At 60.2% G+C, this 22479-nt stretch carries 20 protein-coding genes; 17 read left to right on the forward strand and 3 right to left on the reverse strand.

Translation table 11 applies throughout. The features are described from left to right. Positions 1–6: 6 nt before the first annotated feature. Both AB6K10_RS01435 and AB6K10_RS01440 read left to right on the forward strand, forming a co-directional pair. Positions 7–453, forward strand: a complete 447-nt coding sequence (locus AB6K10_RS01435; protein WP_253501130.1) for an HAD family acid phosphatase — start codon at positions 7–9, stop codon at positions 451–453. A gap of 91 nt (positions 454–544) precedes the next feature. Continuing rightward, on the forward strand, positions 545–955 hold the full coding sequence (locus AB6K10_RS01440; protein ID WP_339117826.1) for a hypothetical protein: 411 nt from the start codon (positions 545–547) through the stop codon (positions 953–955). An 8-nt stretch (positions 956–963) separates the two neighbouring features. Here AB6K10_RS01440 and AB6K10_RS01445 read toward each other — a convergent pair whose 3' ends face one another. Continuing rightward, positions 964–1647, reverse strand: coding sequence for a GntR family transcriptional regulator (locus AB6K10_RS01445; protein WP_159343309.1), 684 nt, complete (start codon positions 1645–1647; stop codon positions 964–966). 154 nt (positions 1648–1801) lie between these two features. Between AB6K10_RS01445 and dctP the strand changes: the two genes are divergently transcribed. The 5 genes from dctP (at position 1802) to AB6K10_RS01470 (ending at position 7625) form a co-directional block, all read left to right on the forward strand. Beyond that, on the forward strand, positions 1802–2797 hold the full coding sequence (gene dctP, locus AB6K10_RS01450; RefSeq protein ID WP_159343310.1) for a TRAP transporter substrate-binding protein DctP: 996 nt from the start codon (positions 1802–1804) through the stop codon (positions 2795–2797). An 80-nt stretch (positions 2798–2877) separates the two neighbouring features. Further along, complete coding sequence (locus AB6K10_RS01455) at positions 2878–3399, forward strand: TRAP transporter small permease subunit (RefSeq protein ID WP_253018320.1); 522 nt, start codon at positions 2878–2880, stop codon at positions 3397–3399. Positions 3400–3401: 2 nt separating this feature from the next. Beyond that, positions 3402–4736 carry a TRAP transporter large permease gene (locus AB6K10_RS01460; protein WP_253018322.1) on the forward strand — a complete coding sequence of 445 codons (1335 nt, stop codon included), beginning with the start codon at positions 3402–3404 and terminating at the stop codon, positions 4734–4736. Between the two features lie 13 nt (positions 4737–4749). Beyond that, a complete protein-coding gene (locus tag AB6K10_RS01465) occupies positions 4750–6105 on the forward strand; it encodes a malonyl-CoA decarboxylase (RefSeq protein ID WP_339117827.1) in 1356 nt (451 codons plus the stop codon). Then, positions 6102–7625, forward strand: coding sequence for a malonyl-CoA synthase (locus AB6K10_RS01470; RefSeq protein WP_339117828.1), 1524 nt, complete (start codon positions 6102–6104; stop codon positions 7623–7625). Before AB6K10_RS01465 ends, AB6K10_RS01470 begins: the two co-directional genes overlap by 4 nt. 239 nt (positions 7626–7864) lie before the next feature. Here the strand turns inward: AB6K10_RS01470 and AB6K10_RS01475 are convergent, their stop codons facing one another. Then, positions 7865–9463, reverse strand: a complete 1599-nt coding sequence (locus tag AB6K10_RS01475; RefSeq protein WP_305947733.1) for a solute:sodium symporter family transporter — start codon at positions 9461–9463, stop codon at positions 7865–7867. A gap of 301 nt (positions 9464–9764) precedes the next feature. Here AB6K10_RS01475 and AB6K10_RS01480 point away from each other — a divergent pair, with 301 nt between their 5' ends. From AB6K10_RS01480 to AB6K10_RS01490, 3 genes are read left to right on the forward strand one after another with little or no spacing between them, the layout of a single operon-like run. Beyond that, positions 9765–10178, forward strand: coding sequence for a DUF350 domain-containing protein (locus AB6K10_RS01480; protein WP_044630035.1), 414 nt, complete (start codon positions 9765–9767; stop codon positions 10176–10178). Between the two features lie 12 nt (positions 10179–10190). Beyond that, positions 10191–10793: a DUF1190 domain-containing protein gene (locus tag AB6K10_RS01485; protein WP_339117829.1), complete on the forward strand. Its 603-nt coding sequence runs from the start codon at positions 10191–10193 to the stop codon at positions 10791–10793. A 20-nt stretch (positions 10794–10813) separates the two neighbouring features. Next, positions 10814–11980, forward strand: coding sequence for a glutathionylspermidine synthase family protein (locus AB6K10_RS01490; protein ID WP_339117830.1), 1167 nt, complete (start codon positions 10814–10816; stop codon positions 11978–11980). Between the two features lie 11 nt (positions 11981–11991). Here AB6K10_RS01490 and AB6K10_RS01495 read toward each other — a convergent pair whose 3' ends face one another. Continuing rightward, positions 11992–12939 (reverse strand): hypothetical protein, encoded by a 948-nt coding sequence (locus AB6K10_RS01495; RefSeq protein WP_253018332.1) that lies wholly within the window; start codon positions 12937–12939, stop codon positions 11992–11994. A gap of 293 nt (positions 12940–13232) precedes the next feature. Here AB6K10_RS01495 and AB6K10_RS01500 point away from each other — a divergent pair, with 293 nt between their 5' ends. From AB6K10_RS01500 to AB6K10_RS01530, 7 genes are read left to right on the forward strand one after another with little or no spacing between them, the layout of a single operon-like run. Further along, entirely contained in the window at positions 13233–15269 is a 2037-nt protein-coding gene (locus tag AB6K10_RS01500; RefSeq protein WP_159343318.1) for a methyl-accepting chemotaxis protein, read from the forward strand. A 10-nt stretch (positions 15270–15279) separates the two neighbouring features. After that, on the forward strand, positions 15280–16347 hold the full coding sequence (gene cheB, locus AB6K10_RS01505) for a chemotaxis-specific protein-glutamate methyltransferase CheB (RefSeq protein ID WP_339117831.1): 1068 nt from the start codon (positions 15280–15282) through the stop codon (positions 16345–16347). Then, complete coding sequence (locus AB6K10_RS01510) at positions 16344–17714, forward strand: CheR family methyltransferase (protein WP_339117832.1); 1371 nt, start codon at positions 16344–16346, stop codon at positions 17712–17714. Before cheB ends, AB6K10_RS01510 begins: the two co-directional genes overlap by 4 nt. After that, positions 17714–19846 carry a hybrid sensor histidine kinase/response regulator gene (locus AB6K10_RS01515; protein ID WP_339117833.1) on the forward strand — a complete coding sequence of 711 codons (2133 nt, stop codon included), beginning with the start codon at positions 17714–17716 and terminating at the stop codon, positions 19844–19846. Before AB6K10_RS01510 ends, AB6K10_RS01515 begins: the two co-directional genes overlap by 1 nt. Before the next feature lie 22 nt (positions 19847–19868). Then, complete coding sequence (locus tag AB6K10_RS01520; protein WP_159343322.1) at positions 19869–20225, forward strand: response regulator; 357 nt, start codon at positions 19869–19871, stop codon at positions 20223–20225. A 52-nt stretch (positions 20226–20277) separates the two neighbouring features. Then, on the forward strand, positions 20278–21960 hold the full coding sequence (locus AB6K10_RS01525; RefSeq protein ID WP_339119586.1) for a diguanylate cyclase: 1683 nt from the start codon (positions 20278–20280) through the stop codon (positions 21958–21960). Further along, complete coding sequence (locus AB6K10_RS01530; RefSeq protein ID WP_339117834.1) at positions 21938–22477, forward strand: chemotaxis protein CheW; 540 nt, start codon at positions 21938–21940, stop codon at positions 22475–22477. The genes AB6K10_RS01525 and AB6K10_RS01530 overlap by 23 nt, the downstream gene beginning before the upstream one ends. Positions 22478–22479 lie beyond the last annotated feature (2 nt).

A 22479-nucleotide genomic window follows, 5' to 3' on the forward strand; every position in this document is an offset into this window, starting at 1 on the left:
ACGTCTATGAACGCAGTCATTGTTGATGTCGACGGCACGCTGGCCGAGTTTCACCCTGCCGATGTCCACGAGTGGGTACTTGGCCCCGCCAAACAGTGGGATCCTTTCTTTGCCCATATGGCGAACGCGCCGGTGATTGAGCCCGTCGCCCGACTGGTCAAACTGCTAAAAGCCCAAGGCCAGCAGATCGTCATCTGCAGCGGCCGTCCAGACAGCCACCGGGAGCACACCCAGGCATGGCTCACCCGCCATGATATTCCTTTCGATGCCATGTACTTACGCCCGGAAGGCGATGACCATGTGGATGACGAAGAGGTGAAATCAGCGCTACTGAACCAAATGCACAGCGACGGCTTCGCCCCCTGGCTTGTGCTGGACGACCGCGACGCCGTCGTCGCCCAGTGGCGCGCACTCGGGCTGACCTGCCTACAGTGCGCACCGGGGGATTTTTAAAGCCGTATATAGCGCTTGTTGCCACTCAGCGATAAAGTCTTTGCGCGAATACACATTTCACGGATGAACCAAAACATAAGGAGTATGTTGCATGCGCTTACACCGACTAATGTGGGCACCTACGCTTGTGCTGTTAGCTGCCTGTGGAAACGACGCCAGTACTGATACAAGTAGCGATGCAAGTAGCGGCTCCAATGAAACATCCATCTCGCAAGACATGCTGTATGGGCGTTGGGCGGCAGAGCCCACATGGTGCCAAGAGGGGCAAGAAGGTGCCCCCATCACGTTAGCGCAAGGAAGGTTTGAGGGACGTGAAAACCGTTGCGATATGGCATTGGAGGAGAGCGATGAACCACATACTTGGCAAGCAACACTCAGCTGCCAAGGGGAGGGAATGACCAGCGAAGAGCGTCTTCAGCTCATCCTGGAAAGCGATAATACGCTGTCCCTTACTTATCTGGATCGTGATCGCCAGCAGATATCGCTTAGCCGCTGTGATTAACGCTCACACTAGCCCGTTCTCTCCATCGGCGCTTCCATACGGCGCACGCTGGCAACGAAGTCGCTAAAGCGCTCGCCTTGAATCAACACGTGGTCGCAGAGCGCCTGTTGGGCCTGGGCGGCGTCGCCCTGCTCGATGGCGTCGACGATCGTTTGGTGCTCATGGAGCGAGTTGTGCATGCGCTGGCGGACCTGCAGCTGTAAGCGGCGGTAAGGTTTTAAGCGCTGCTTGAGCTGGCGGGCTTCGCTGGCTAAAAACGTGTTGTGGCTGGCGGTGTAGATACAGTCATGGAACGCTTCGTTCTCGTAGTAGTACTCATCGGTATCGCCCGCCAGAGCGGCGGCTTCGCAGCGCTTGTGTGCGGCCTTGAGCGCCGCCAGCTCTGGCTCGCTGATGCGCCGCGCGGCCAAACGGCCACACATGCCTTCAAGCTCTGCCATCACTTCAAACATTTCGATTAACTGATCGATACCCACCTTCGCAACGAACGTGCCTTTCTTCGGCGAGACCGTGACCAGCCCGCTGGCCACCAATTGTTGAAACGCCTCACGCACTGGGGTGCGCGATACATTGAACTCTTGGCCAAGGGCTTCCGGGTCTAGCCGCTCGCCGGGGGCGCGCCGCCCGTTGATGATGTCATCCTCTAAAGAATCCCTTAGCCGCTGTGCGTTGGAACGCTTCGTATCCGCCATGACTGACCTCCTTCGGTAACGCCGCAGGCTATGACATAAATATGGCATAAATTTGACATTAGCATACATAACCGCTATTGAAATATATATCAGCTCGCCTGATAAACACACAACGCTAATCCAAACACACAACAACAACTGTTGGAGACGCCATATGAAACGCTTCTTACTGCCCACCGCTGCGGCCCTGGGCCTCGCTATTGCAGCCTCCCACGCCAATGCGGACACCGTCCTACGCGCTTCGCACCAGTTCCCAGGGGGCCAAGGCGATATTCGCGATGAAATGGTGCAGATGATGGCACGCCACGTCGCCGATGCGGATGTCGGCTTGACCATCGAAGTTTACCCAGGCCAGTCGCTATTCAAGGCTCGTGAGCAGTGGGGCGCCATCGCCCGCGGCCGCCTGGATATCACCTCGCTGCCGCTGGATTATGCCAGCGGTCGCCACCCGGAATTTTCGGCCACGCTGATGCCGGGCTTGGTGCGTAACCAGGCCCACGCCCAGCGGCTGAACGACTCCGAGTACATGACGATGATTAAAGACGTCATCATCGAAGGCGGGGCACGCGTGCTAGCGGATGCTTGGCTATCGGGTGGTTTCGCCTCTAGCGAGCAGTGCATTACCTCCCCAGAAACGGTGAATGGGCAGAACATCCGCGCCGCTGGCCCTGCGTTTGAAGAGATGCTGGAAGCGGCCGGTGCGTCGATCTCCTCCATGCCCTCGTCAGAGGTCTACACCGCCATGCAAACCGGCGTGCTGGAAGCCGCCAACACCTCTTCTATGTCGTTCATCTCCTTCCGCCTCTACGAACAGGTGGAGTGCTTGACGGAACCCGGCGATTACGCCCTCTGGTTTATGTACGAGCCCATCCTGATCTCTGAGCAGGTGTGGCAAGGCTTGACCGAAGAGCAGCAAGCCGCGCTCATGGAAGCCGGTGAGGCCGCCGAGGTCTATTTCGCGGAAGAAGCGGCCGCCATCGACCAGCAGATGGTCGACGTGTACGAGGAGAACGGCGTCGAGGTGGTCAGTATGAGCGAGGATGACTACAACGCCTGGCTTGAGATTGCCCGCGAAACCTCCTACAAAAACTTTGCCGATAACGTTCCCAACGGTCAGGCCATCATCGACGCGGCGCTTGCCGTCGAGTAAGGCGCGCCTCCACTGACCGTGCTGGCCACTCACTGAGTGGCCACGTTTGTCCGCTGCTTGCTGAGCTTGACGAGGGAACTATGGCAACTTCAACCACTCACCCCCCTGCCGTACGCAGCGGGGTTATTGGCGGCTATATCCGCTTGATGGATACGCTGTCGCGCGCGTCGGCATACCTCGCCTGCGCCATGTTTGTGGCAGGCGTTCTGGTGATCTGCCAAATGGTCTTTATCCGCTACGCCTTGGGCATGAGCACAAGCTGGCAGACCGAATTCACGATTTTCTCCGTGACCGGGGCCATGCTGATGGGCAGCCCCTACGTACTGATGACCGGTGGCCATGTGGCGATCACCATCGTGCCAGATGCTCTCGGTGGCCTGGCCAAAAAAGCCATGTACTTGGTGGCATCGCTGTTTGGCCTGCTCTTTTGCGCGGCGCTGGCCTACGCCTCTTGGGTATACGTCTTTGAAGCGCTGCACGGCGAATGGACCACTGGCTCGGTGTGGAACCCACCGCTCTGGCCCGCCATTCTGCCCATGGCCGTGGGGGCCACGCTGCTCTCGCTGCAGTACGTGGCTGAAATTATGCGCGGGGAGGGCTAATCATGGATCCCATTACGCTTGGCATTATCGTGGCCATTGGTTTAATCGTGCTGATGGCGATTGGTACCCCGATTGCGTTCGCACTCGGCGGTGTGTCACTGCTGGCGCTGCTGTACGACCGGGGCCTGCCGGAACTTACCTACTTTGGCGAAACGTTTTTTGATCGCATCGCGGAGTTTGGCTTTGTGGCCATCCCGATGTTTATTTTGATGGGCGCGGCAGTGGCCTCCTCCCCAACCGGGCGCGATCTTTACCGCTCGCTAGACCTGTGGATGGGCCGCCTGCCCGGGGGTCTCGCGGTCTCTAATATCGGCGCCTGCTCTATTTTCGCTGCGCTCTCGGGTTCCTCCCCGGCCACCTGCGCCGCCATCGGCAAAATGGGCATTCCTGAAATGCGCACCCGTGGCTACCCAGATGGCGTGGCGGCAGGCTGTATCGCGGCGGGCGGCACGCTGGGGATTTTGATTCCCCCCTCGGTCACCATGATTATCTACGGTATCTCCACCGAAACCTCAATTGGCCGGCTGTTTATTGCTGGGGTGGTGCCGGGCTTTATGCTCGCGGGCCTGTTTATGATCTGGACCATGATCGCCTGCAAGATGGCCGGGGGTTACAACAACCCGCTGACGGCCTCTGCTGAAAAGCTGAAGGAGAACATCAAGCAGAACGTCGATAGCAACATGAAGGCGCTGGTGCGGGTGCTGCCCTTCTTGGGTGTGGTCGCGGGTATTCTATTTGCCCTTTACGGCGGCGTGGCGACTCCGTCGGAAGCCGCAGGCGTGGGGGCATTTCTCTGCTTGGCGCTGGCGATTGTGATTTACCGCATGTGGCAGCTTGGCCCCATCAAGCTGATCATGCGCGACTCGCTGCGGGAAAGCGTGATGATCATGCTGGTCATTGCTACTGCTGAAGTGTTCGCCTACGCACTTTCGTCAATGTTCATCACCCAAACCGTGGCCGCTGCCATTGCCGATTTAGAAGTCAATCGCTGGGTGCTGATGGGCATTATCAACCTGTTCTTGTTAGTGGCAGGGTTCTTCCTACCCCCCGTGGCGGTCATCGTGATGACCGCGCCGATTCTGCTGCCGATCATTTTGGCGGCGGACTTCGACCCCTACTGGTTCGCGGTCATTTTGACCATCAACTTGGAAATCGGCCTGATCACGCCGCCGGTGGGGCTTAACCTGTTCATCATCAAAGGCATCGCCCCCGATATCTCACTGCGGGATATTCTGATGGGCAGCTTGCCCTATGCGCTGTGCATGGTGCTGGGCATTCTGCTGCTCTGCCTGTTTCCGGGGATTGCGCTATGGCTACCGAACCTGATCATGGGTTAAAGGGGGACGCATCATGAACATGACCTTTCTCCAAGAGATGTTTAACAGCATCACCCAGCGGGACGCGCTGTTACGGCGTAAACACCCGGAAACGCTGACGCCCGACCATCATCAGCTGGTCAAAGCCTGCCAAGCGCTGCTGGCCAGTGACGGCGAAGCCTCCAGCATTGCGCTGGCCAGCCGCGCACTGGCGATTTACCAGCGGCTGTCGGAAGGGGAAAAGCGCCAGTTTTTTAAGCGCCTAGCCGACGACTTTGCCGCTGAGCCCCAGCAGATTGATAGCGCCTACCAGGCCTATCAACGGGCCCGCGACAACCACACGCTGCAGGCGCTGTTTGAAGCCTGTGAGCCGCGTCGCCAGGAGCTGTTTAGGCGCTTGAACCTCGCCACCGACGGTACTTACGACCTCGTCAAAATGCGTGAAGATCTGCTGCAGCTGCTGCGCGAGGAGCCTAACTTAGCGCCCATCGATGATGACTTTGCACACCTGTTTGGCTCCTGGTTCAATCGCGGCTTTTTGATGCTCAAGCGGATCGACTGGAATACGCCTGCTTCTATCCTGGAAAAAATCATCCGCTATGAAGCGGTGCATGAAATTCAGGACTGGAACGACCTGCGGCGGCGCTTGGATGCCCGAGACCGCCGCTGTTTCGCGTTTTTTCACCCCGCGATTGGCGACGAACCGCTGATTTTTGTGGAGGTCGCACTCCACAAAGGGCTACCCAGCCGTATTCAACCCATTTTGGCAGGCGTTGAGGATGGCTTGGCGGACCCCGATGATGCCGATACCGCCGCCTTCTTCGGTATCAGCAACTGCCAAACCGGGCTGCGCGGCATTTCATTTGGCAACTTCCTCATCAAGCAGGTAGTGCAGGAGCTCAGCCAGGAACTGCCCCAGCTCAAGTACTTCGTTACCCTCTCGCCGGTGCCCGGCTTCGCCCAGTGGCTTGCCGAACAGCAGCAGGAAGCCCAGTGGCCCGATAGCATCCGTGAGGCGCTCGACGCGCTAGCAACGCCCAACTGGCAGCAGGATAAAGCCCGCGAAGAGCGCCTCAAAACCGCCATTCGCCCGCTCGCTGCCCACTATTTGGTCGATCAGAAGAACCGCCATGGCCTACCGCTGAACCCGGTGGCCCGCTTCCACTTGGGCAACGGTGCCGAGCTGCATCGCATCAACTGGCTGGGGGATGTGTCTGCCAAAGGGATGAAGCAAGCGGCTGGGCTGATGGTGAACTACCTCTACGTGCTCGACGATATCGAACGCAATCACGAAAACTATACCGCAAAGGCCACCGTTGCCTGTTCAAGCGAGGTGCGCGACCTGGCTCGCCGCGCCCGCAAGCTGGCCAAGGGAGAGACCACCAAATGAATCACAACTTATTTGATACCTTTGCCGCGCGCATGCGCGAGCGTGGCAACGCCCCCTTTATCACCACCCGCGAGGGCCGCCACTACAGCTACCAAGATGCGCTTAATGAAAGCGCCCAGCTTGCCGGGGCACTGACCGCGCTAGGCGTGAACGTAGGCGACCGCGTGGCGGTGCAGGTCGATAAAAGTCCGGAAGCCATTTTGCTCTACCTCGCCTGCCTGCGTATCGGCGGCGTCTATTTACCGCTCAATACCGGCTACACCGGCGATGAGATCCGCTATTTCTTGAAAGACGCCGAGCCCGCGCTGTTCGTGTGCAGGCCTTCAGACATCGACACCGCCCGCGCCATTGCCCGCGATACCGGCTGCCCGGCGGTCGAAACCTTAGGCACCGATGCCGATGGCAGCCTGATGGAGAAAGCGCAGCAAAGTGACCCCAGAAACGACATCGTCACGCTGGGCGAGCGAGATTTAGCGGCGATTCTATACACTTCGGGCACGACAGGCCGCTCAAAAGGCGCGATGCTGACCCATCGCAATCTCGCCTCTAACGCGGAAACGCTGGTCTCGTCTTGGCACTTTAGCGCTGAAGATCGGCTGATCCACGCGCTGCCTATTTTTCATACCCACGGGCTGTTCGTGGCGTGCAACGTCACGCTGATGGCAGGCGCCAGCATGTGTTTTCTGCCTAAATTCGATGCCGATGTGATTTTCGATGAGCTGCCCAACGGCAGCGTGATGATGGGCGTACCGACGTTCTATACCCGACTGGTTCAAGACCCGCGCCTGACCCCCGAGGTCACCGCCCATATGCGGCTGTTCGTCTCGGGCTCGGCACCGCTCACCGCAGAAACCCACGAAGCCTTCGAGGCCAAAACCGGCCACGCCATTCTTGAGCGCTATGGCATGACCGAAACCAATATGAACATCTCCAACCCCTACACCGGCGCACGCCGAGCGGGCACCGTGGGCATGCCGCTGCCGGGCGTCGAGATGCGCATTACCAACCGGGACACCGGTGAAGAAGTGCCGCAGGGCGAGATTGGCATGCTGCAAATTCGCGGCCCCAACGTCTTCATTGGTTACTGGCGCATGCCGGAAAAGACCCGTGAAGAGCTGCTGGAGGATGGTTTTTTCATCACCGGCGATCTCGCCATGGTGGATGAGCAAGGCTACGTGCATATCGTCGGTCGGGATAAAGATCTGGTGATTTCCGGCGGGTATAACGTCTACCCCAAAGAGGTCGAGCAGGTGATCGATGAGCTGCCCCAGGTGGCGGAGTCTGCCGTGATTGGCCTGCCCCACCCCGACTTCGGCGAAGGCGTCACTGCTGTAGTGGTACCCCAGCCAGGGGAGCAGGTGGATGAAGCCGCCATTCTGACTCATTTAGCGGGGCGGCTGGCTAAATACAAACAGCCGAAGCGGGTATTTTTTGTCGACTCACTGCCGCGCAACACCATGGGCAAAGTGCAAAAGAACGAGCTGCGCAAACGCTTCGACACCACCTACCACGCCGCTTAGCCAATTCGTTAAAAATGCCCCACCCAAAACACCCACGCCCCGCAAAACGGGGCGTGGGTGTTTTTTCTCGAATGCTGCTTTTAAACGCTGGCGTGATTAGGCTCTGCCGGAAAAGTCGGCGAGCGAAGACCAGACAAGGCAAAAATCGGCGAAAAGACGGAGTTTACATGTTGTAAATGAGTACTTTGAGCCGATTTTTAACGCCGTATGGTCGAGCGTAGCCAGTTTTCAGACAGAGCCTAGCCGCCTGCAAAGGAGGCGTACATAATCACCACCAGAATCACCAGCACGATACCGGTAGGCACCGCACCTTTCCACGGGGTGAGATCGACATCGCCGGAGTCTTCCTGCACCCAGTCCGTTGCGCGGGGGCGCAGCTTACCGATCACCAGCATGACCGCCACCAGCAGCACGAATACGGCAGCGACGAAGTGGAACTCGTGCATCACCATGGGCAGCTTGTTGAACGGCGGCACGAAGTAGCCCGCCGCAATCAGCAAACAGCCGCCGACCAGCGCTACTTTCGCGGCCATGGGCGGTACGCGTTTTGTCAGCAGGCCCACCAACACCACGGCAAGAATCGGTATGAAGTAGATCGCGTTCATCTTCTGCAGGTAGCCGAACAGGCTGTCCTGGCCCGCCAGCAGCGGCGCAATAATCATGGTGGTAATCGCCATGATCCAGCCAAACACCTTGCCGGATTTCACCACCTGCTCTTCCGTGGCGTCCTTTTTCAGCACGCCTTTGTAGATCCCCAGGCTGAAGATCGTCGTGGTGCTGTTCAGCGCGGAGTTAAACGAGGAGAGAATCGCCCCGACCATCACCGCCGCAAAGAAGCCGGTCAGGTAAGGCGGAAGTACGTTGAATACCAGGTGGCCATATGCCTCGTCCGCGCGGATGCCCTGGTCGGCATACAGGTGGTAGGCGATGATGCCGGGCAGCACCAGGTACAGCGGCCCCAGCAGCTTTAGAAACCCTGTGAGCAAGACGCCCTTCTGGCCTTCAGCCAGGTTCTTGGCGGCAAAGGTGCGCTGGATGATTTGCTGGTTGGTGGTCCAGTAAAAGAGGTGAAGCAGTAGCACGCCGGTAAAGATGGTCGAGAACGGTACCTGCTGTTCCGGGCCGCCCATGGAGTTGAATTTGCTGGGGTCGCTCTCTTTCAGGATATTCCAGCCCTCCATCACACCGGTGCCACCGCTCACCGCCTGTAGGCCAAAGTAAACGATCACGAAGCCGCCAATCAGCAGGCCTACCCCGTTGAGGGTATCCGATACCGCCACCGTACGCAGGCCGCCAAACAGCGCGTAGACCGCACCAATCAGGCCCACCGCCCATACCGTTGCCCAGAGCAGCGCAGTGTTGGATTCAATGCCGGTCAGGCCCTGTAAGTCCAGCATGCCCTGAAGGCCGATGGCACCGGAGTAGAGGATGATCGGCAGTAACACCACCGCGTAAGCAATCAGGAAGATAACGTTGGCAATCAGCTGAGTGCCTGTATCAAAACGGATCGCCAGCAGCTGCGGCAGCGTGGCAATGCCGCTTTTCAGAAAGCGCGGCAGGAAAAATAGCGCCAGCGCCACCAGGGCAATCACGGCGATCACTTCCCACGCCATGACGCTCAAACCATCGGTAAACGCGGACCCGTTTAGCCCCACCATCTGCTCGGTGGAGAGGTTGGTCATCAGCATGGACGCCGCGATCAGCGGAAAGGTCAGCGTGCGGCCTGCCAGAAAATAGCCGCTGGTGCTACGGTGGTCATCACGTCGCGTGATGCGCCAGGTGACAAAGGCCACCAGGCCCGTAAAGAACAGAAACGATGCCAGGGTTAGGGCATGCATGGGGGAAAGTCCTTCGATGCGGTCGCGTCTGAAGCGGTGCCCAACACGGGCACGAAGAGCGGTATCAAGCGATACGACACGGTGAATTTAGGTAAAAATACCAAGCATCGCGGGATTCTAAGCAGGTGACACGTTTCATCTATTAGCCTTTAGTCGTAACAAAAGGCAAACAATAGGTTTTTTTACTACCAAATCCATCGCGCAACGAAAGCCAAAAGACGATTGCCGATCCCAGGCGAAGCTATGTCACAATGCCCACGTTGACTGACCCACCGTCATTGAACACAAGGATGACACTGCCATGTTGCACTATTTACAGGGATTACCGTCTTTCTTTGCCTACCTGCTCGGCGCGCTCGCGCTGCTGGTGGCCTTTATGTACTGCTATAGCCGCCTAACTCCACACCACGAGTGGGCACTGATTCGAGCGGGCAATGCGGCGGCCGCCACCGCTTACGGCGGCTCTATCCTGGGTTTCACCCTCCCGCTCTACAGCGCCATGGCCCACTCCATTAGCTATATCGACTTCATTCTGTGGGGCGTGGTGGCCTTCGGCGTGCAGATCGCAACGTTCTTTGGCCTGAAACTGTTCCTGCGCCGCCAGGGCGAGAGTTTGTCTCAGCACATCACCGAAGGCCACCAGGCCTACGGCACGCTGGTGGGCAGCATCTCGATTGCCGTGGGCTTGATCAACGCGGCCTCAATGACCTGGTAACGGAGCGCTCTCATGGAAAAGCAGACCCAACCTACCCACCTGCCCCGCCGTAAGCGCAGCGCGCGCCTCTCTTTGGCGATGATGGGAGCGAGCGCCTTCGGTTTGACCGCCTGCACCCAGCCCGCAGAGGACGAGCACCTGACCGATGTACGCTTCGACGAGCCCAAAAGCTATCAAGGCGTCGAAGAGTGCGTAGCCGCCAACGTGTACACCCGCAGCGCCTGCGAAGACGCTTACGAGGCCTCTCTAGAGTCCGTGCCGCGCTTCGACACCCTAGAAGCCTGCGAAGCCGAACACGGCGAAGGCGCCTGCGCTGCCCCCACCGACGAGCAGACCCAGGCTGCGGGCGGCGGCAGCTGGTTCATGCCTGCCATGATGGGCTATATGGTCGGTAACATGCTGGCGAATACCAGCCGAGGGCGCTCGTTTGAGCGCGTGTATCAAGAGCCGGTCTACCGCAACCGCCAAAACCAGGGCAACTGGAATGCCGCTGCCAGCCAAGCTTCCCAGCGGGTCAATCAGCGTAACGAGGCCCTGCGTAGCTCGGTGGTGGAAAACCGCCAAGCCACGACGCGGCGCGGCCTGGGCACCCGCTCGGCCTCTTGGGGCTCTTAGCCACCCCCTTGGGAGCCACTATGCTGCGCATCAACGTTTCTGAACGCCCGCAGTGGAAAACCCTGGCCAAAGAGCTGGGGTTTCATTTCCACACCATCGATGGCGAGCCTTACTGGAAAGAGGACGCCTACTACCAGTTTACCCTGGAACAGGTAGAGCAAGAGATTGAAGCGCCCACCGAAGCCCTGCACGAAATGTGTATGGCGCTGGTTGATAAGGTCTGCCACTCCAATGCTTTAATGCAGCGCCTCGCGATTCCCGAGCATATGTGGGACATCATCCACCACTCCTGGCGTAGCGGGCAGCCGCCGCTGTATGGGCGCATGGACTTTGCCTATTCAGGCAACGGTCCCGCGAAGCTTTTAGAGCTCAATTACGACACGCCCACTTCACTCTATGAAGCGGGCTTTTTCCAGTGGGTGTGGCTGGAGCAGGCGATCGAGCAAGGCATCTTGCCCCGCCATGCCGACCAGTACAACTCGATTCAAGAGCGCCTGCTTAATGCTATGGCGCATCTGGGCGACCGCTTGGAAAACCGCACCCTCTACTTCTCCTGTGTCAAAGGCAGCGACGAGGAGCGCGCCACCGTCAGCTACTTGCAGGATATCGCCCTACAAGCAGGCTTACAGGCGCCGTTTATCTACATCGAAGACATTGGCGTGGCCCCAGGAGCCGAGCACTTTGTCGATTTGAACGAGCAGCCAATTACCGCGCTGTTCAAGCTCTATCCGTGGGAAGAGATGGCGGTAGAAGCATTTGGCGAGGCGGTCACGCAACTCAACACCCACTGGTTCGAACCGCCCTGGAAAGCCGTGCTCTCCAATAAAGGGATTCTGCCGCTGCTGTGGGAAGAGTTTGAAGGGCACCCGAATCTGCTACCGGCGTATTTTGAAAAAGATAGTCACTCGCCGCTGGAGGCAGGCTGGGTGCGCAAGCCGTTTTTCTCACGGGAAGGGAGCAATATTAGTTTGATAACGCCCAGCGGCCAGCAAGAGAGCGTGGGCGGACCTTACACTGATAACCCGTGGATACGCCAGGCGTATCACCCGCTGCCGCGCTTTGGCGACAAGCACGCGCTGATTGGCAGTTGGGTAGTGGGCGATCGCGCCTGTGGCATGGGCATTCGAGAAGACGTGGGGCGTATCACCAAAGATACGTCATGCTTCATTCCCCACGCCATTCTTTAGCGATGGACGGTTCAGGCGGCGCTGGCGCCCGGGCGATCGCCTTGGATAGGCACTTGCCAAGCGGGCGATACGCCCAACGAGCCACTCTCCTCCGCCACCCAACCCTCTTCGCCGATGACGGGTAAAAAGTGACGCGCGCCTACCCAGCGCAGAGGTTCGGCCAGCTGCACCTCGTCGGGCATACCACCTTGTATCATTCGCAACAGGTAGTCATCGCTCTCGGTGGGGTGCCAGTGGGCCAGCAGCTCGAACGGCGCCTGACGTGAACGACGCGCGGCCAGCACACCCAACCCGGGCTGACAGTGGAGTTCGATGATATGCGCAACCCCTTTCGCCAGCAGGGAACGGTAGGTGTGTTTGTCCAATGCAGAGGTCGACACCGCCGTGATGTTCATGGGCAGCGAAGGAAGCCGCTGCGCCAACTGGCCCCACCGATCGGCGCTGGTGACCATGATATCGCCCGCGTTGAGTTCCCATAGCGCGTTGGCGTGATCGAACAGCGAACGCGACGACCAACCCGCCTGCTGTGGCAGCAGCGCCCCTAGCATGAACCCCGCCGCCGTTTGCATAGATAGCCAGCTCACCACGCTGCGGCTGGCTTGGCTTTCGTGGGCCAACAGCGTCCTGAGCGCTTCGGCCTCTTGCCGTAACGATGCTGCGCTGTATAGGTGCTGGCGCTGCAATTGATGGCTAAACGCCCCGCCAGTGGCACTATCGAACAGGCGTAGGTGGGAAATGTCGCCACGCTCGCTAAGCGCATCGGCCCACTCCTCCAATGTGATGGAAGAGGCCGACAGAAGATCTGTATCGGTCAAGCCGAAACAGCGTTTGACCGCGAGCACCAAGCGTTCGCGTTCTGGCGTCCCAGCGGCGGGCAACATACCGCTTTGGTGGCGGCTATTGCGCGGCAACATGCTCCGCAAGACGGCCAGCAGGGTAGGTGGGGTGAGTGACAACATGTTGCTTCCTTAGCAAATCATCGTTCCATTTGATTAACAGGCTACGTTCATGTATCACTTTTGTCAAAATTTTAACCTACGTCAAACGCAATGGATAATCTTTGTATAAATAAATCACCTACATAGGCAAACCGTTGGTGTAAATAGTAGACACTCCTCCCAAAAGCCGCTGAAATCGTTGTTATCATGCCTGACGGGCATGGCGTGACCCTGCTAATGATCTACCCATGAAACGCGCCGTGGCCCTCTGCCTTTTCATGAGCGTCTTCGTCCCACTTGGAGCAATCGCGATAATGACAGCGCGCTGGAAAACCCTGCCATTACGGCTACGTTTGTTTATCTCGTTTGGCACGGTGCTGGCCATTGCCATGTTTCTGGCTCTCTATTTGCAGGCGCGTACGCACAGCCAAGCCCGTCTGGATAACCTGCTGAACGTCGAACTGCCTGCCCAGGTGGAAGGATTAGCCACGCGTATCAACCTCCGCTTGAGTCCGGCGCTCGCGGTGTCTGAGAGTTTGGCCAACAGCTATTTCATCGAACAGTGGGTCGCCGACGGGCTACCCGAGGCACAGCAGCCAGACATCGAGCGCTACCTGTCGCGCCTCATGGACCAGTTGGATACCGAGCTGCTCTTCATCGCCGCGCAAACCCAAGGGCGCGGCGTCTACTTCCAGTACCGTGACGGCGAGTTCCTGCAGCGTCCGCTCCAATCTCCTGGCGGAGACGACGACTGGTACTATCAGTTCACCGACAGCCGCGCGTCTTACAATCTGAATTTAGACAGTGATACCTTCTCTCCCGAAGAAGCCTTCGTATTCCTTAACTTCCGCAGCAGTGGCACCGCCGCCAACGGGCGCCCCAGTGTCGTGGCGGGCGCGGGGCTCGACCTATCGCGCATGGCGCAGCTCATTCGTGACTACCGTTTGGGCGAGACGGGTCGAGCGTCGATCTTGAGTGCCGAAGGGGCGTTCTTGATTACCAGCAACGAAACCAATATCTCGGAACTGCAAGCCCAAGAAACCGATACCCTGCTGCGCCAGGATAACGAGCTTCACGTGACCGACATCGAGCGCGATGGCGATCACTATTACGTCACGACCCGCTGGCTGCCGGAATTACAGCGTTATCTCATGGTGGAGGTCTCCAAAGAGGAGTACACCACCAGCATTCGCCAGCGCTTTTTGAGTTCGATCGAGCTTGGCTTGCTGCTGCTGGTGGCCGGACTGGCGCTGCTCTACCCCCTAACGGGGAGCCTGATTCGACCGCTCAACCGTTTTCAACGCCAGCTAAAAGAGATCACCCATAGTCTGGACCTCTCCCGCCGGGTAGAAACGGACGACCGCGCCGAGCTTGGCGACTTGGCCGACCAAACCAACCAACTGCTGGAGCGCCTCTCCCGCGCAATTGCGGCCGTGTCATCCAACGCGTTGGCGCTGACCCAAGTAGCCGACCGTTTAGCACAGACGGCCGGGCTATCCGGCATTCAGGGGGGCGACATTCATCATGAAGCCAACCAGACGATGGCCGCCGCGGTGGAAGAGATGGCCTCTTCTGTCGCAGAAATCACGTCCACCATGGAAGAGCTCTCCACGTCGTCCACACAAATTGCCGATCACTCCCAATCCGTGGTGGACGTAGCGAACCAAACCCTAGAGCGCAGCCGTAAAGGCAGCACCGCCATGCAGTTACTGCAGGCCAAAATGCAGGATATCCGCAGCGACAGCGAGCAGAGTCTTGCTGAGATCATGACCCTAGGGGCGAAGTCCAAGCAGATCAGCAAGGTGATGGAGCTGATCAACACGCTGGCCGCCCAAACCAAGCTGATCGCCTTCAATGCCGCCCTGGAAGCCTCCAGCGCGGGAGAGTCCGGCCGCCGTTTCTCCGTGGTCGCCAACGAGATCCGCCGTTTGGCCGACAGCGTGACCGACTCCACCCAGGAGATCGAGGGGCACACCGACGATATTCAGCAAGCGATCAACCGCTTGGTGGTGGCCTCTGAAAAGGGCGCGACCTCCATCGAGCAGGGGGTCGAGGCCAGTATCAGCACCGCTCAAGATTTGGAAGCGCTGCTCAAAGCCGCGAGCCAAACCAGCAGCGCTGCCCAGCAAATTTCGCTCTCCACACAGCAGCAAAAAACGGCCAGCAACCAGGTGGTGATCGCCCTGCGGGATATCGACACAGCCAGTGCCCGTAATGCCCACTCCGTGCGCAGCATCACGGAGATCAGCCAAGACATGGTACAGATGTCTGCAGAGCTGAATGCGCTCGTTCAGGAGTTTACTCTCGAAGAGCACGGCACTGCCCCGCCCCATCAGCAACGCCCCTCCTGAGGACGTCCCCATGAGTCCAATTCGGGTCGTGATAGCGGATGACAGTCAGTTGGCGCGCGAGGTGTTGCGCGACATCCTCACCCGTGATGGCGATATCGAGATCGTCGGTGAAGCCGCCAACGGCCAAGAAGCCGTCGAGCTGGCGCGGCGGCTGAGTCCGCAGCTCATCACTATGGATTTGACCATGCCGGTGATGGACGGGCTCAGCGCCATCGAGGAGATCATGCACACCAAAGGGGTGCCCATCGTCGTGATCAGTGACAGCGCAGACGCCCAGACGGCGTATCAGGCGCTGGAGGTCGGCGCCCTGGAAGTCCTGCCCAAGCCCGGCCTCGACGAGGAGGACGCGCAGCGGCTGCTGTCGCGGGTGCGGTTGTTGTCAGGCGTGTCGGTGATTACCCGACTGCGGCGTCGCGCATCGGCCGCACGAATCCCCACGCCGGTCAGGCTGCCCGCTCCCGGCCCTTGCCCGGTCGCCTCCCGCGGTTTTCAGCGGGTGGTGGCCATTGCCTGCTCCACCGGTGGCCCCCAGGCGCTGGCCCGCCTCTTGAGCAAGCTGCCCAAAGGATTTCCCTCTCCCATAGTGATTGCCCAGCACATCAGCCCCGGGTTCATCGACGGTATGGCCACCTGGCTTGGATCGCTTTGCGCGCTGCCGGTGAGCGTGGCGCAAAGCGGCGAGCGGCTGTGCCCCGGCCATATTTACCTCTGCCCCCCCGAAAGCCAGCTCAGCGTCACAGGCCAGCATCGCTTGCAGCTCACCCCCAGCCCCGCCCAGACGCTCTACCACCCCAGCTGCGATGCCATGCTGCACAGCGTGGCCAGCGTTTATGGCGCCGACAGCATCGGTGTGATCTTAACGGGCATGGGGCGCGATGGCGTCAGCGGCCTAAGAGCCATCCTCCTCGCGGGCGGCACGACCCTGGCACAGGACGAAGCCAGCTCGGTGATCTACGGCATGAACCAAGAAGCCGTCAACGCTGGCGTGGTGCAGCACGTGCTGGGGCTAGACGAGCTGCCAGCGCGCCTGCTGCGGGAAGTCCGCTTTACCCCATCGCCTTGGCGGGAGCCGCAATGAGCGCCCTTGATCCGTTCAAACAGTGGGTTCATCAGCGCTGCGGGCTGCACTTGGAAGGTCTCGCCGAGGCGCGCCTGACCCGCGCCATCGACGCCTTGCAGGTCGAGCTAGGCACCCAAAACAGCGACGTGCTGCTGGCGCATCTGCGTCAAGACAACGATCTGTTCGACCGCTTTGTCAGTCAGCTAACGGTCAACGAAACGTACTTTTTCCGCGAACCGGAAACGATTCAATGGCTGGTCGATACGTACCTGCCCCGTCGGCTCGCCGAGCAAGGCGGCCCGCTGCGCCTGCTCAGCGCGGGCTGCTCCTCGGGGGAAGAACCCTACAGCGTCGCCATGGCGTTACAGGAGCGCTACGGTGATCGCGCCCAAGCGCTGTTCGGCATTATCGGGGGCGACGTCGACCACCAAGTGCTGACCAAAGCGCAGGCGGGTCTCTACGCCGGTATGGCGTTTCGTGCGCTTCACCCCTCGCTGAAAGCGCGATTTTTCACGCCGGTGGGGCGCAGCTTTCAACTGAGTGCCTCGCTGCGCCAGTGGGTGGCGTTTCGCTCGCTGAATCTGTTGGCGCCGGATGAACGAGCCATTGGCGGCCCGTTCGATGTCATCCTGTTTCGCAACGTCTCGATCTACTTCGACGAAGCCACGCGCCGCACCATCCAGCGCAAGCTCAAACGGTTGCTGACACCTAACGGCATTCTGCTGTGCGGCGTTACCGAAACCCTGGGTAACGACCTGGGCGTGCTCTCCCTCAAAGAGGAGCAGGGCGTCTTCTACTTTCAAGCCGATACGCCCGCGTCTGAGGAAGACAGTGGCGCACCGACCATACCGCTGACGAATCATATCTCCGTGGTCAACGAGCCTGACGCCCCTACAGCACTACCCGCCCAAGAACCACCACGCCAGACGCCACCCTCGTCATCGGCGCCCACGGCGGCCCAAGCCGAGCTACAGCACGCTCACGATGCGCTGAACCAGAACCGCTTCAGCGAGGCCGATGCCTTGCTGGCACCGCTGCTGGCTGACGACCCTTGGAACGTGGATGCGCTGCTGTTAGCGGGTCTCGTTGCCCGCTGGCAGCAGCAGCCCCAGCGAGCGTTCGACTACTTCAAGCGCGCGCTGTACGTCGCCCCCGAGTGCTGGCCGGCCCATTTCTACCAAGCCGAGCTGCTGCGCCAGGGGGAGCTACCCGACCATCCGACACAGCGGCAGCGCGGTTACGCCGCCGTAGTGCGGCTGCTCGAAGCATCGCCCCTGGCCAGCGGTGGGCTGACCGTCATTGCACCGCCCCTACCGCCCGGCGATGCCTGCTTCTTGGCAAAACGCTACCTATCTGAACACACCGCCACACAGGGAGTGGGGTAATGGCGCTGGATATTCGACGCTTCATCCAGCGGTTCGTCGAAGAGGCCGCTGACCACCTACCCCGCTTACGCGAGGGGGTCAGCGCCTTGGAGCAGGGAGCCGCCGATAAAGAGCGTATCAACGAGCTGTTTCGCTCCGCGCATACGCTCAAAGGCTCGTCCCGTATGCTCAAGCTGGCTCCTATCACCGCAGTGGCGCACAGCGCAGAAGAGCTTTTGAGCGCGTTTCGCGACGGTAGCCAAGCGCCCGGCCCCGACAGTATCAGCCTGTTGAATCAAGCCATCGATGCGCTGGCCGACTACGTGGCCCAGCTCGCCCAGGGGGCCGCTCCCGAGACCCTCGCCGAGGCCGACCCCACGCTCTGCCAAGCGCTGGAAGCCGCCGCCCAAGGGGCAGCAGACCCCGCATCACCGCTCCAAGCATCGGCAGCGGCTGCCCCGCCTGTACCGCCGCCGTCAGCACCTCCGGACACCCTGCCGCAGCCCTCTCCCATAGGCAGTACGACACTGGCGCTCAGCGACACGGTACGTGTACGCCTGGATCGTTTGGACGACGTGATCCGCTTGATGGGCGAGGTGCTCTCGGGGCATCACCACCTCCACACCTTGGTCGAACAAGCCCAGGCGCTGGAAGCCACCCTGCCCAGCGATCAGCGCAGCGCCGTCCATGCCTTCAACCGCGAATTGAAAGACAGCGTGCTAAGCCACGATGCGCTGATGAGCGACCTGCATGAGCGCGCCCTGCAAATGCGTATGCTGCCCCTTGGCGTGGTGTTCGACCCGCTGGCGCAAATGGCCAGGGAACTTGCCCAGTCGCTGGGGAAGCGCGTGGATTGCCGGGTGCGGGGCAGTGAAATCGAGCTGGACCGCCAACTGATCGATCGCCTGTCCGACCCGCTGATCCACCTGCTGCGTAACGCGCTGGATCACGGCTTGGAGACGCCGGAACAGCGCCAAGCCGCCGGCAAGCCGCCCAGAGGGCAGCTCGAACTGGCAGCGTGGCAAGATGGTAACTGGGTGGTGGTCGAAATGCGCGACGACGGCGCCGGCATTTCCCTGGCAGCGGTTCGCCAAAAGGCCATCGCCAAGCAGCTGCTCACCGAGGAGCAGCTGGCCGTCTTGAGCGATCAAGAGACGCTCGAACTGATCTTTCTGCCCGGCTTTTCGACCAAGCCCATGATTACCGATTTTTCGGGGCGCGGCGTGGGCATGGATGTGGTGAAGCGGACCATGATGGATGAGCTGAGCGGCGATCTGCAGCTCGCCAGCGAGCACGGCAAGGGCACACGGTTTACGCTTCGCCTGCCGCTCTCGCTGGCGATGATGCGGGTGCTGCTCGTCCAGGTCGGCAACGTAACGCTCGGCGTCACCGCGCCCCAAGTCGCCGAGCTGGTCGAGTGTTCGCCGGAGCAGTTCATCGATGCGGCAGGCCAGCCCACGCTGATCTTGCGCAATGAGTTCGTTCCCGTGGTGCCCCTCGCGGAGCTGCTAGGGCTGCCCGTCCCCGCAGCGCTGCCCACCAAGTTCCTGCTGCTGGTCGTGCATCAGCGCCAGCAGAAACTGGCGCTCATCGTCGACTCACTGGTCGACGAGCGTGACATGGTGATCAAACCGCTGCCCGACCACCTGCGCTACCTGCCTTTGGTATCGGGCATGGTGTCCCAGGGGCGTAATGCGCTGGTCAGTCTACTGCACGTTCCGGCGCTGCTAGAGCGCGCCAAGCGCCACTCGCCTGCCGTGACGCGTAGCGAAGCGCCGAACGATACCCCTCACCGCGTGCTGATCGTGGACGACTCTCTGAATACCCGAGAAATCGAGAAGGACGTGCTAGAAGCGTGGGGCTATCACGTCACCTTGGCGGAAAACGGCCGCGATGGGTTGAACAAAGCCCTGGCCGAGCCCTTCGACGCCGTGCTCACCGACGTCGAGATGCCCGTGATGGATGGCTTTGCGCTGACCGCCAGACTGCGCGAAAATGATCTTTATCGTCACAAGCCGATTATCATCATCACTTCCCGCGAAAAAGAGAGCGACCGTCAGCGGGGAATGGAAGTCGGCGCCGATGCCTACATCGTGAAAGGCAGCTTCGATCAAAACAACTTAGTGGAGACGCTCAAAGCCCTGCTGGGCTAAGTCTCCCGCCAAGAGGATTACCATGCGAATATTGGTCGTAGACGACGACCCCCTAGCGGGGGAGATGACCGGGGCACTGCTAGAGTTTCAGGGCCACGATGTCCTACTCGCCAACGACGCTATGGAGGCTACCAGCCAGTTGGATGCCCATGACGATATCGCGATGATCGTCAGCGATATGCACATGCCGCTGATCAACGGTATCGAGCTGTTACACATGCTGCGTGAGCAGGGGGTCATGCTGCCGTTCATCCTGCTCACGGGCGATACGCCAGATGAGTCGCTGCGTCAAACACCGGGTCTTAGCGCTTGCCTGCAGAAAGATGCAGCGCTGGACACTTCGCTCGAGCACGCTGTCGCCCACGCGCTGGGTGAGTAGCCATGCCGTTACCTACGCCATGCACCGCTCGCCCACCCGCACAGGTAGCCTGATGTCCCCCTCTGCTCCTTCGTTGCACGACAAACTCAATCAACTGCGCCAACGTTTCATCGACCAGTTACCCGCGCGCTTACAGCACACGGTCGACCAGTGGCAACAGAGCCAAGCGTCTTCCGAAGCGCACGCGCGCCTGGGGCCAGAACTGCATCGGTTTTTCCACAGCTTGAAGGGAACGGGACGTTCATTGGGCTTCGAGCGGATTGCGCTACTGGCCGACCAGGGCGAGACCGCCCTCCATGAGCAGCCTCCCGCAGGCGACGTGGTCGAACGCGTATTTGTCCAGCTCGCCGAAGAGCAGCAGCGGCTGCAGTCGCTGCCGGGGCAGCAGCGGGCGCTGGCGGCGATGAATAGCGTCGAGTTCTCGCCCAAGCCAGTACAAACCCGCAGCAAGCGCCAACGGCTGATCTACCTGTGCGACGACGAGCCGGATCAGGTGGGCCAACTGCTGCACCACCTGCGCTGCTTCGGCCACGAGGTGGTGCATTTCGAAGATACGGACGCCTTTTTTAATGCGGTGATCACCCGGCGTCCCGATGCCATCATCATGGACGTGCAGTTCCCCCAGGGGCATACCGCAGGCACCGAAACGCTCGCCAGTCTCAACAAGCTCACCGGCGAGCGCCTGCCCTCGATCGTGCTTTCTGCCCATGGCGATTTTCACTCTCGGCTGAGCGCCGTGCGGGCGGGCTGCAACGGCTACTTTACGAAGCCGGTGAAACCGCTGGATCTCATGCTGGCAGTGGATGAGCTGACCACTCCCATCGACGACGAGCCGCTGCGTATCTTGATCGTGGACGATGAGCCCGAGGTAGCGGCGTATCATGCCCTGTTGCTGGAACAGGCGGGCATGGCCGTGCAGCAGGTCAACCACCCCGCCGATGCGCTGAATGCCCTGGAGCGCTTTAGCCCAGACCTGCTGCTGGTGGATGTCTATATGCCCGTCTGTTCGGGCGAGGAGCTGGCGAACATCATTCGCCAACAGCCCGAGCACGTGGGTCTGCCGATCATCTATCTCTCGAGCGAAACCGACAGCCAGAAGCAGCTCTCTGCCATGACGGCGGGTGTCGAAGCGTTCATCACCAAACCCGTGGTGCCTGACGAGCTGGTCTCTGCCGTAAAGCTGCGCGCCGAGCGGCTGCGCCTGCTGCGCTCGCTGATGACCCGTGACAGCATGACCGGGCTGTATAACCACAGCACCACCACCGACCTCATCAGCAAAGCGCTGGCCCAGGCCCACCGGGACAACACCCAGCATGCCATGGCCATGATCGATATCGACCACTTCAAAGCAGTGAACGATACTCACGGCCACCTCGCTGGCGACCAGGTCATCATCACCCTGGCGAGACTGTTGAAAACCCGCCTACGCATGTCGGATATCATTGGCCGTTACGGCGGCGAAGAGTTCGTGGTGCTGCTCAAAGGGGTCAGCGACGCGCGCGCCAGCGAGCTGATCGATGCTCTGCGCCACGACTTCGCCCAGGTGGATTTTCATGCAGGCGGCGCGCGCTTTCGCTGCACGTTCAGCGCTGGCGTTAGCAGCTTCCCGACTCACCCCTCCACCGAGTCGCTGCGCTTAAGCGCCGACCAAGCGCTCTACCGCGCCAAGCACCAGGGGCGCAACCAGGTGATCACCAGTACGGAGCAGGACGATGACGGATTCCCGACAGCCTGATCCTGAGGCCGGCGACACGTTTGCCCAGGCGTTCAGCGAGCACAGCGACGATACGGCCATCGTCGATGTAAACGAACCCAGCCAGCAGGTGGTGCTGTTCCAGCTCTCCGGCCAGCCGTTTGCGCTGCCCGGCCATGCGGTGAGTGAAATTCTCAAAGGGGATACGCCGGTCTATTTCGTCCCTGGCCTACCGGACTCCACGGAGGGCGTGATTCACCTGCGAGGCCAGATCGAGTCGCTGATTACGCTACAGCCGCTGCTGGGGCTTCCCACGACCCCAGCCGACGGCATGCTGCTCATCGTGAAGGGCGCGGGCATCCGCAGCGCCGTGCGCATCGACCAGTTGGAGGATGTGTGCGAGCTGCCCGTGAGCGCCTTGAAGACACCTCCCGACACCCTGGCGAGCACGCTGCGCCCCTACGTGAGCGCGCTGTGGCAGCCCAGCGATGGGCAGCCCGCCACGGCGTTACTGGACCCTGATGCGCTGTTCCAAGCGTATCAGCAAGGGCTTGGCTAACC

The sequence above is a fragment of the Halomonas sp. BMC6 genome (assembly GCF_964204995.1).
Taxonomy (GTDB): domain Bacteria; phylum Pseudomonadota; class Gammaproteobacteria; order Pseudomonadales; family Halomonadaceae; genus Vreelandella.

What these genes read in the sequence shown, in the direction of transcription:
- AB6K10_RS01520 (WP_159343322.1), top strand. Translation starts at nt 19,869, where the DNA reads ATGCGAATATTGGTCGTAGACGACGACCCCCTAGCGGGGGAGATGACC.
- AB6K10_RS01475 (WP_305947733.1), bottom strand. Translation starts at nt 9,463, where the DNA reads ATGCATGCCCTAACCCTGGCATCGTTTCTGTTCTTTACGGGCCTGGTG.
- AB6K10_RS01465 (WP_339117827.1), top strand. Translation starts at nt 4,750, where the DNA reads ATGAACATGACCTTTCTCCAAGAGATGTTTAACAGCATCACCCAGCGG.
- AB6K10_RS01480 (WP_044630035.1), top strand. Translation starts at nt 9,765, where the DNA reads ATGTTGCACTATTTACAGGGATTACCGTCTTTCTTTGCCTACCTGCTC.
- AB6K10_RS01500 (WP_159343318.1), top strand. Translation starts at nt 13,233, where the DNA reads ATGACAGCGCGCTGGAAAACCCTGCCATTACGGCTACGTTTGTTTATC.
- AB6K10_RS01515 (WP_339117833.1), top strand. Translation starts at nt 17,714, where the DNA reads ATGGCGCTGGATATTCGACGCTTCATCCAGCGGTTCGTCGAAGAGGCC.
- AB6K10_RS01495 (WP_253018332.1), bottom strand. Translation starts at nt 12,939, where the DNA reads ATGTTGTCACTCACCCCACCTACCCTGCTGGCCGTCTTGCGGAGCATG.
- cheB (WP_339117831.1), top strand. Translation starts at nt 15,280, where the DNA reads ATGAGTCCAATTCGGGTCGTGATAGCGGATGACAGTCAGTTGGCGCGC.
- AB6K10_RS01510 (WP_339117832.1), top strand. Translation starts at nt 16,344, where the DNA reads ATGAGCGCCCTTGATCCGTTCAAACAGTGGGTTCATCAGCGCTGCGGG.
- AB6K10_RS01435 (WP_253501130.1), top strand. Translation starts at nt 7, where the DNA reads ATGAACGCAGTCATTGTTGATGTCGACGGCACGCTGGCCGAGTTTCAC.
- AB6K10_RS01455 (WP_253018320.1), top strand. Translation starts at nt 2,878, where the DNA reads ATGGCAACTTCAACCACTCACCCCCCTGCCGTACGCAGCGGGGTTATT.
- AB6K10_RS01445 (WP_159343309.1), bottom strand. Translation starts at nt 1,647, where the DNA reads ATGGCGGATACGAAGCGTTCCAACGCACAGCGGCTAAGGGATTCTTTA.
- AB6K10_RS01490 (WP_339117830.1), top strand. Translation starts at nt 10,814, where the DNA reads ATGCTGCGCATCAACGTTTCTGAACGCCCGCAGTGGAAAACCCTGGCC.
- AB6K10_RS01460 (WP_253018322.1), top strand. Translation starts at nt 3,402, where the DNA reads ATGGATCCCATTACGCTTGGCATTATCGTGGCCATTGGTTTAATCGTG.
- dctP (WP_159343310.1), top strand. Translation starts at nt 1,802, where the DNA reads ATGAAACGCTTCTTACTGCCCACCGCTGCGGCCCTGGGCCTCGCTATT.
- AB6K10_RS01485 (WP_339117829.1), top strand. Translation starts at nt 10,191, where the DNA reads ATGGAAAAGCAGACCCAACCTACCCACCTGCCCCGCCGTAAGCGCAGC.
- AB6K10_RS01440 (WP_339117826.1), top strand. Translation starts at nt 545, where the DNA reads ATGCGCTTACACCGACTAATGTGGGCACCTACGCTTGTGCTGTTAGCT.
- AB6K10_RS01530 (WP_339117834.1), top strand. Translation starts at nt 21,938, where the DNA reads ATGACGGATTCCCGACAGCCTGATCCTGAGGCCGGCGACACGTTTGCC.
- AB6K10_RS01470 (WP_339117828.1), top strand. Translation starts at nt 6,102, where the DNA reads ATGAATCACAACTTATTTGATACCTTTGCCGCGCGCATGCGCGAGCGT.
- AB6K10_RS01525 (WP_339119586.1), top strand. Translation starts at nt 20,278, where the DNA reads ATGTCCCCCTCTGCTCCTTCGTTGCACGACAAACTCAATCAACTGCGC.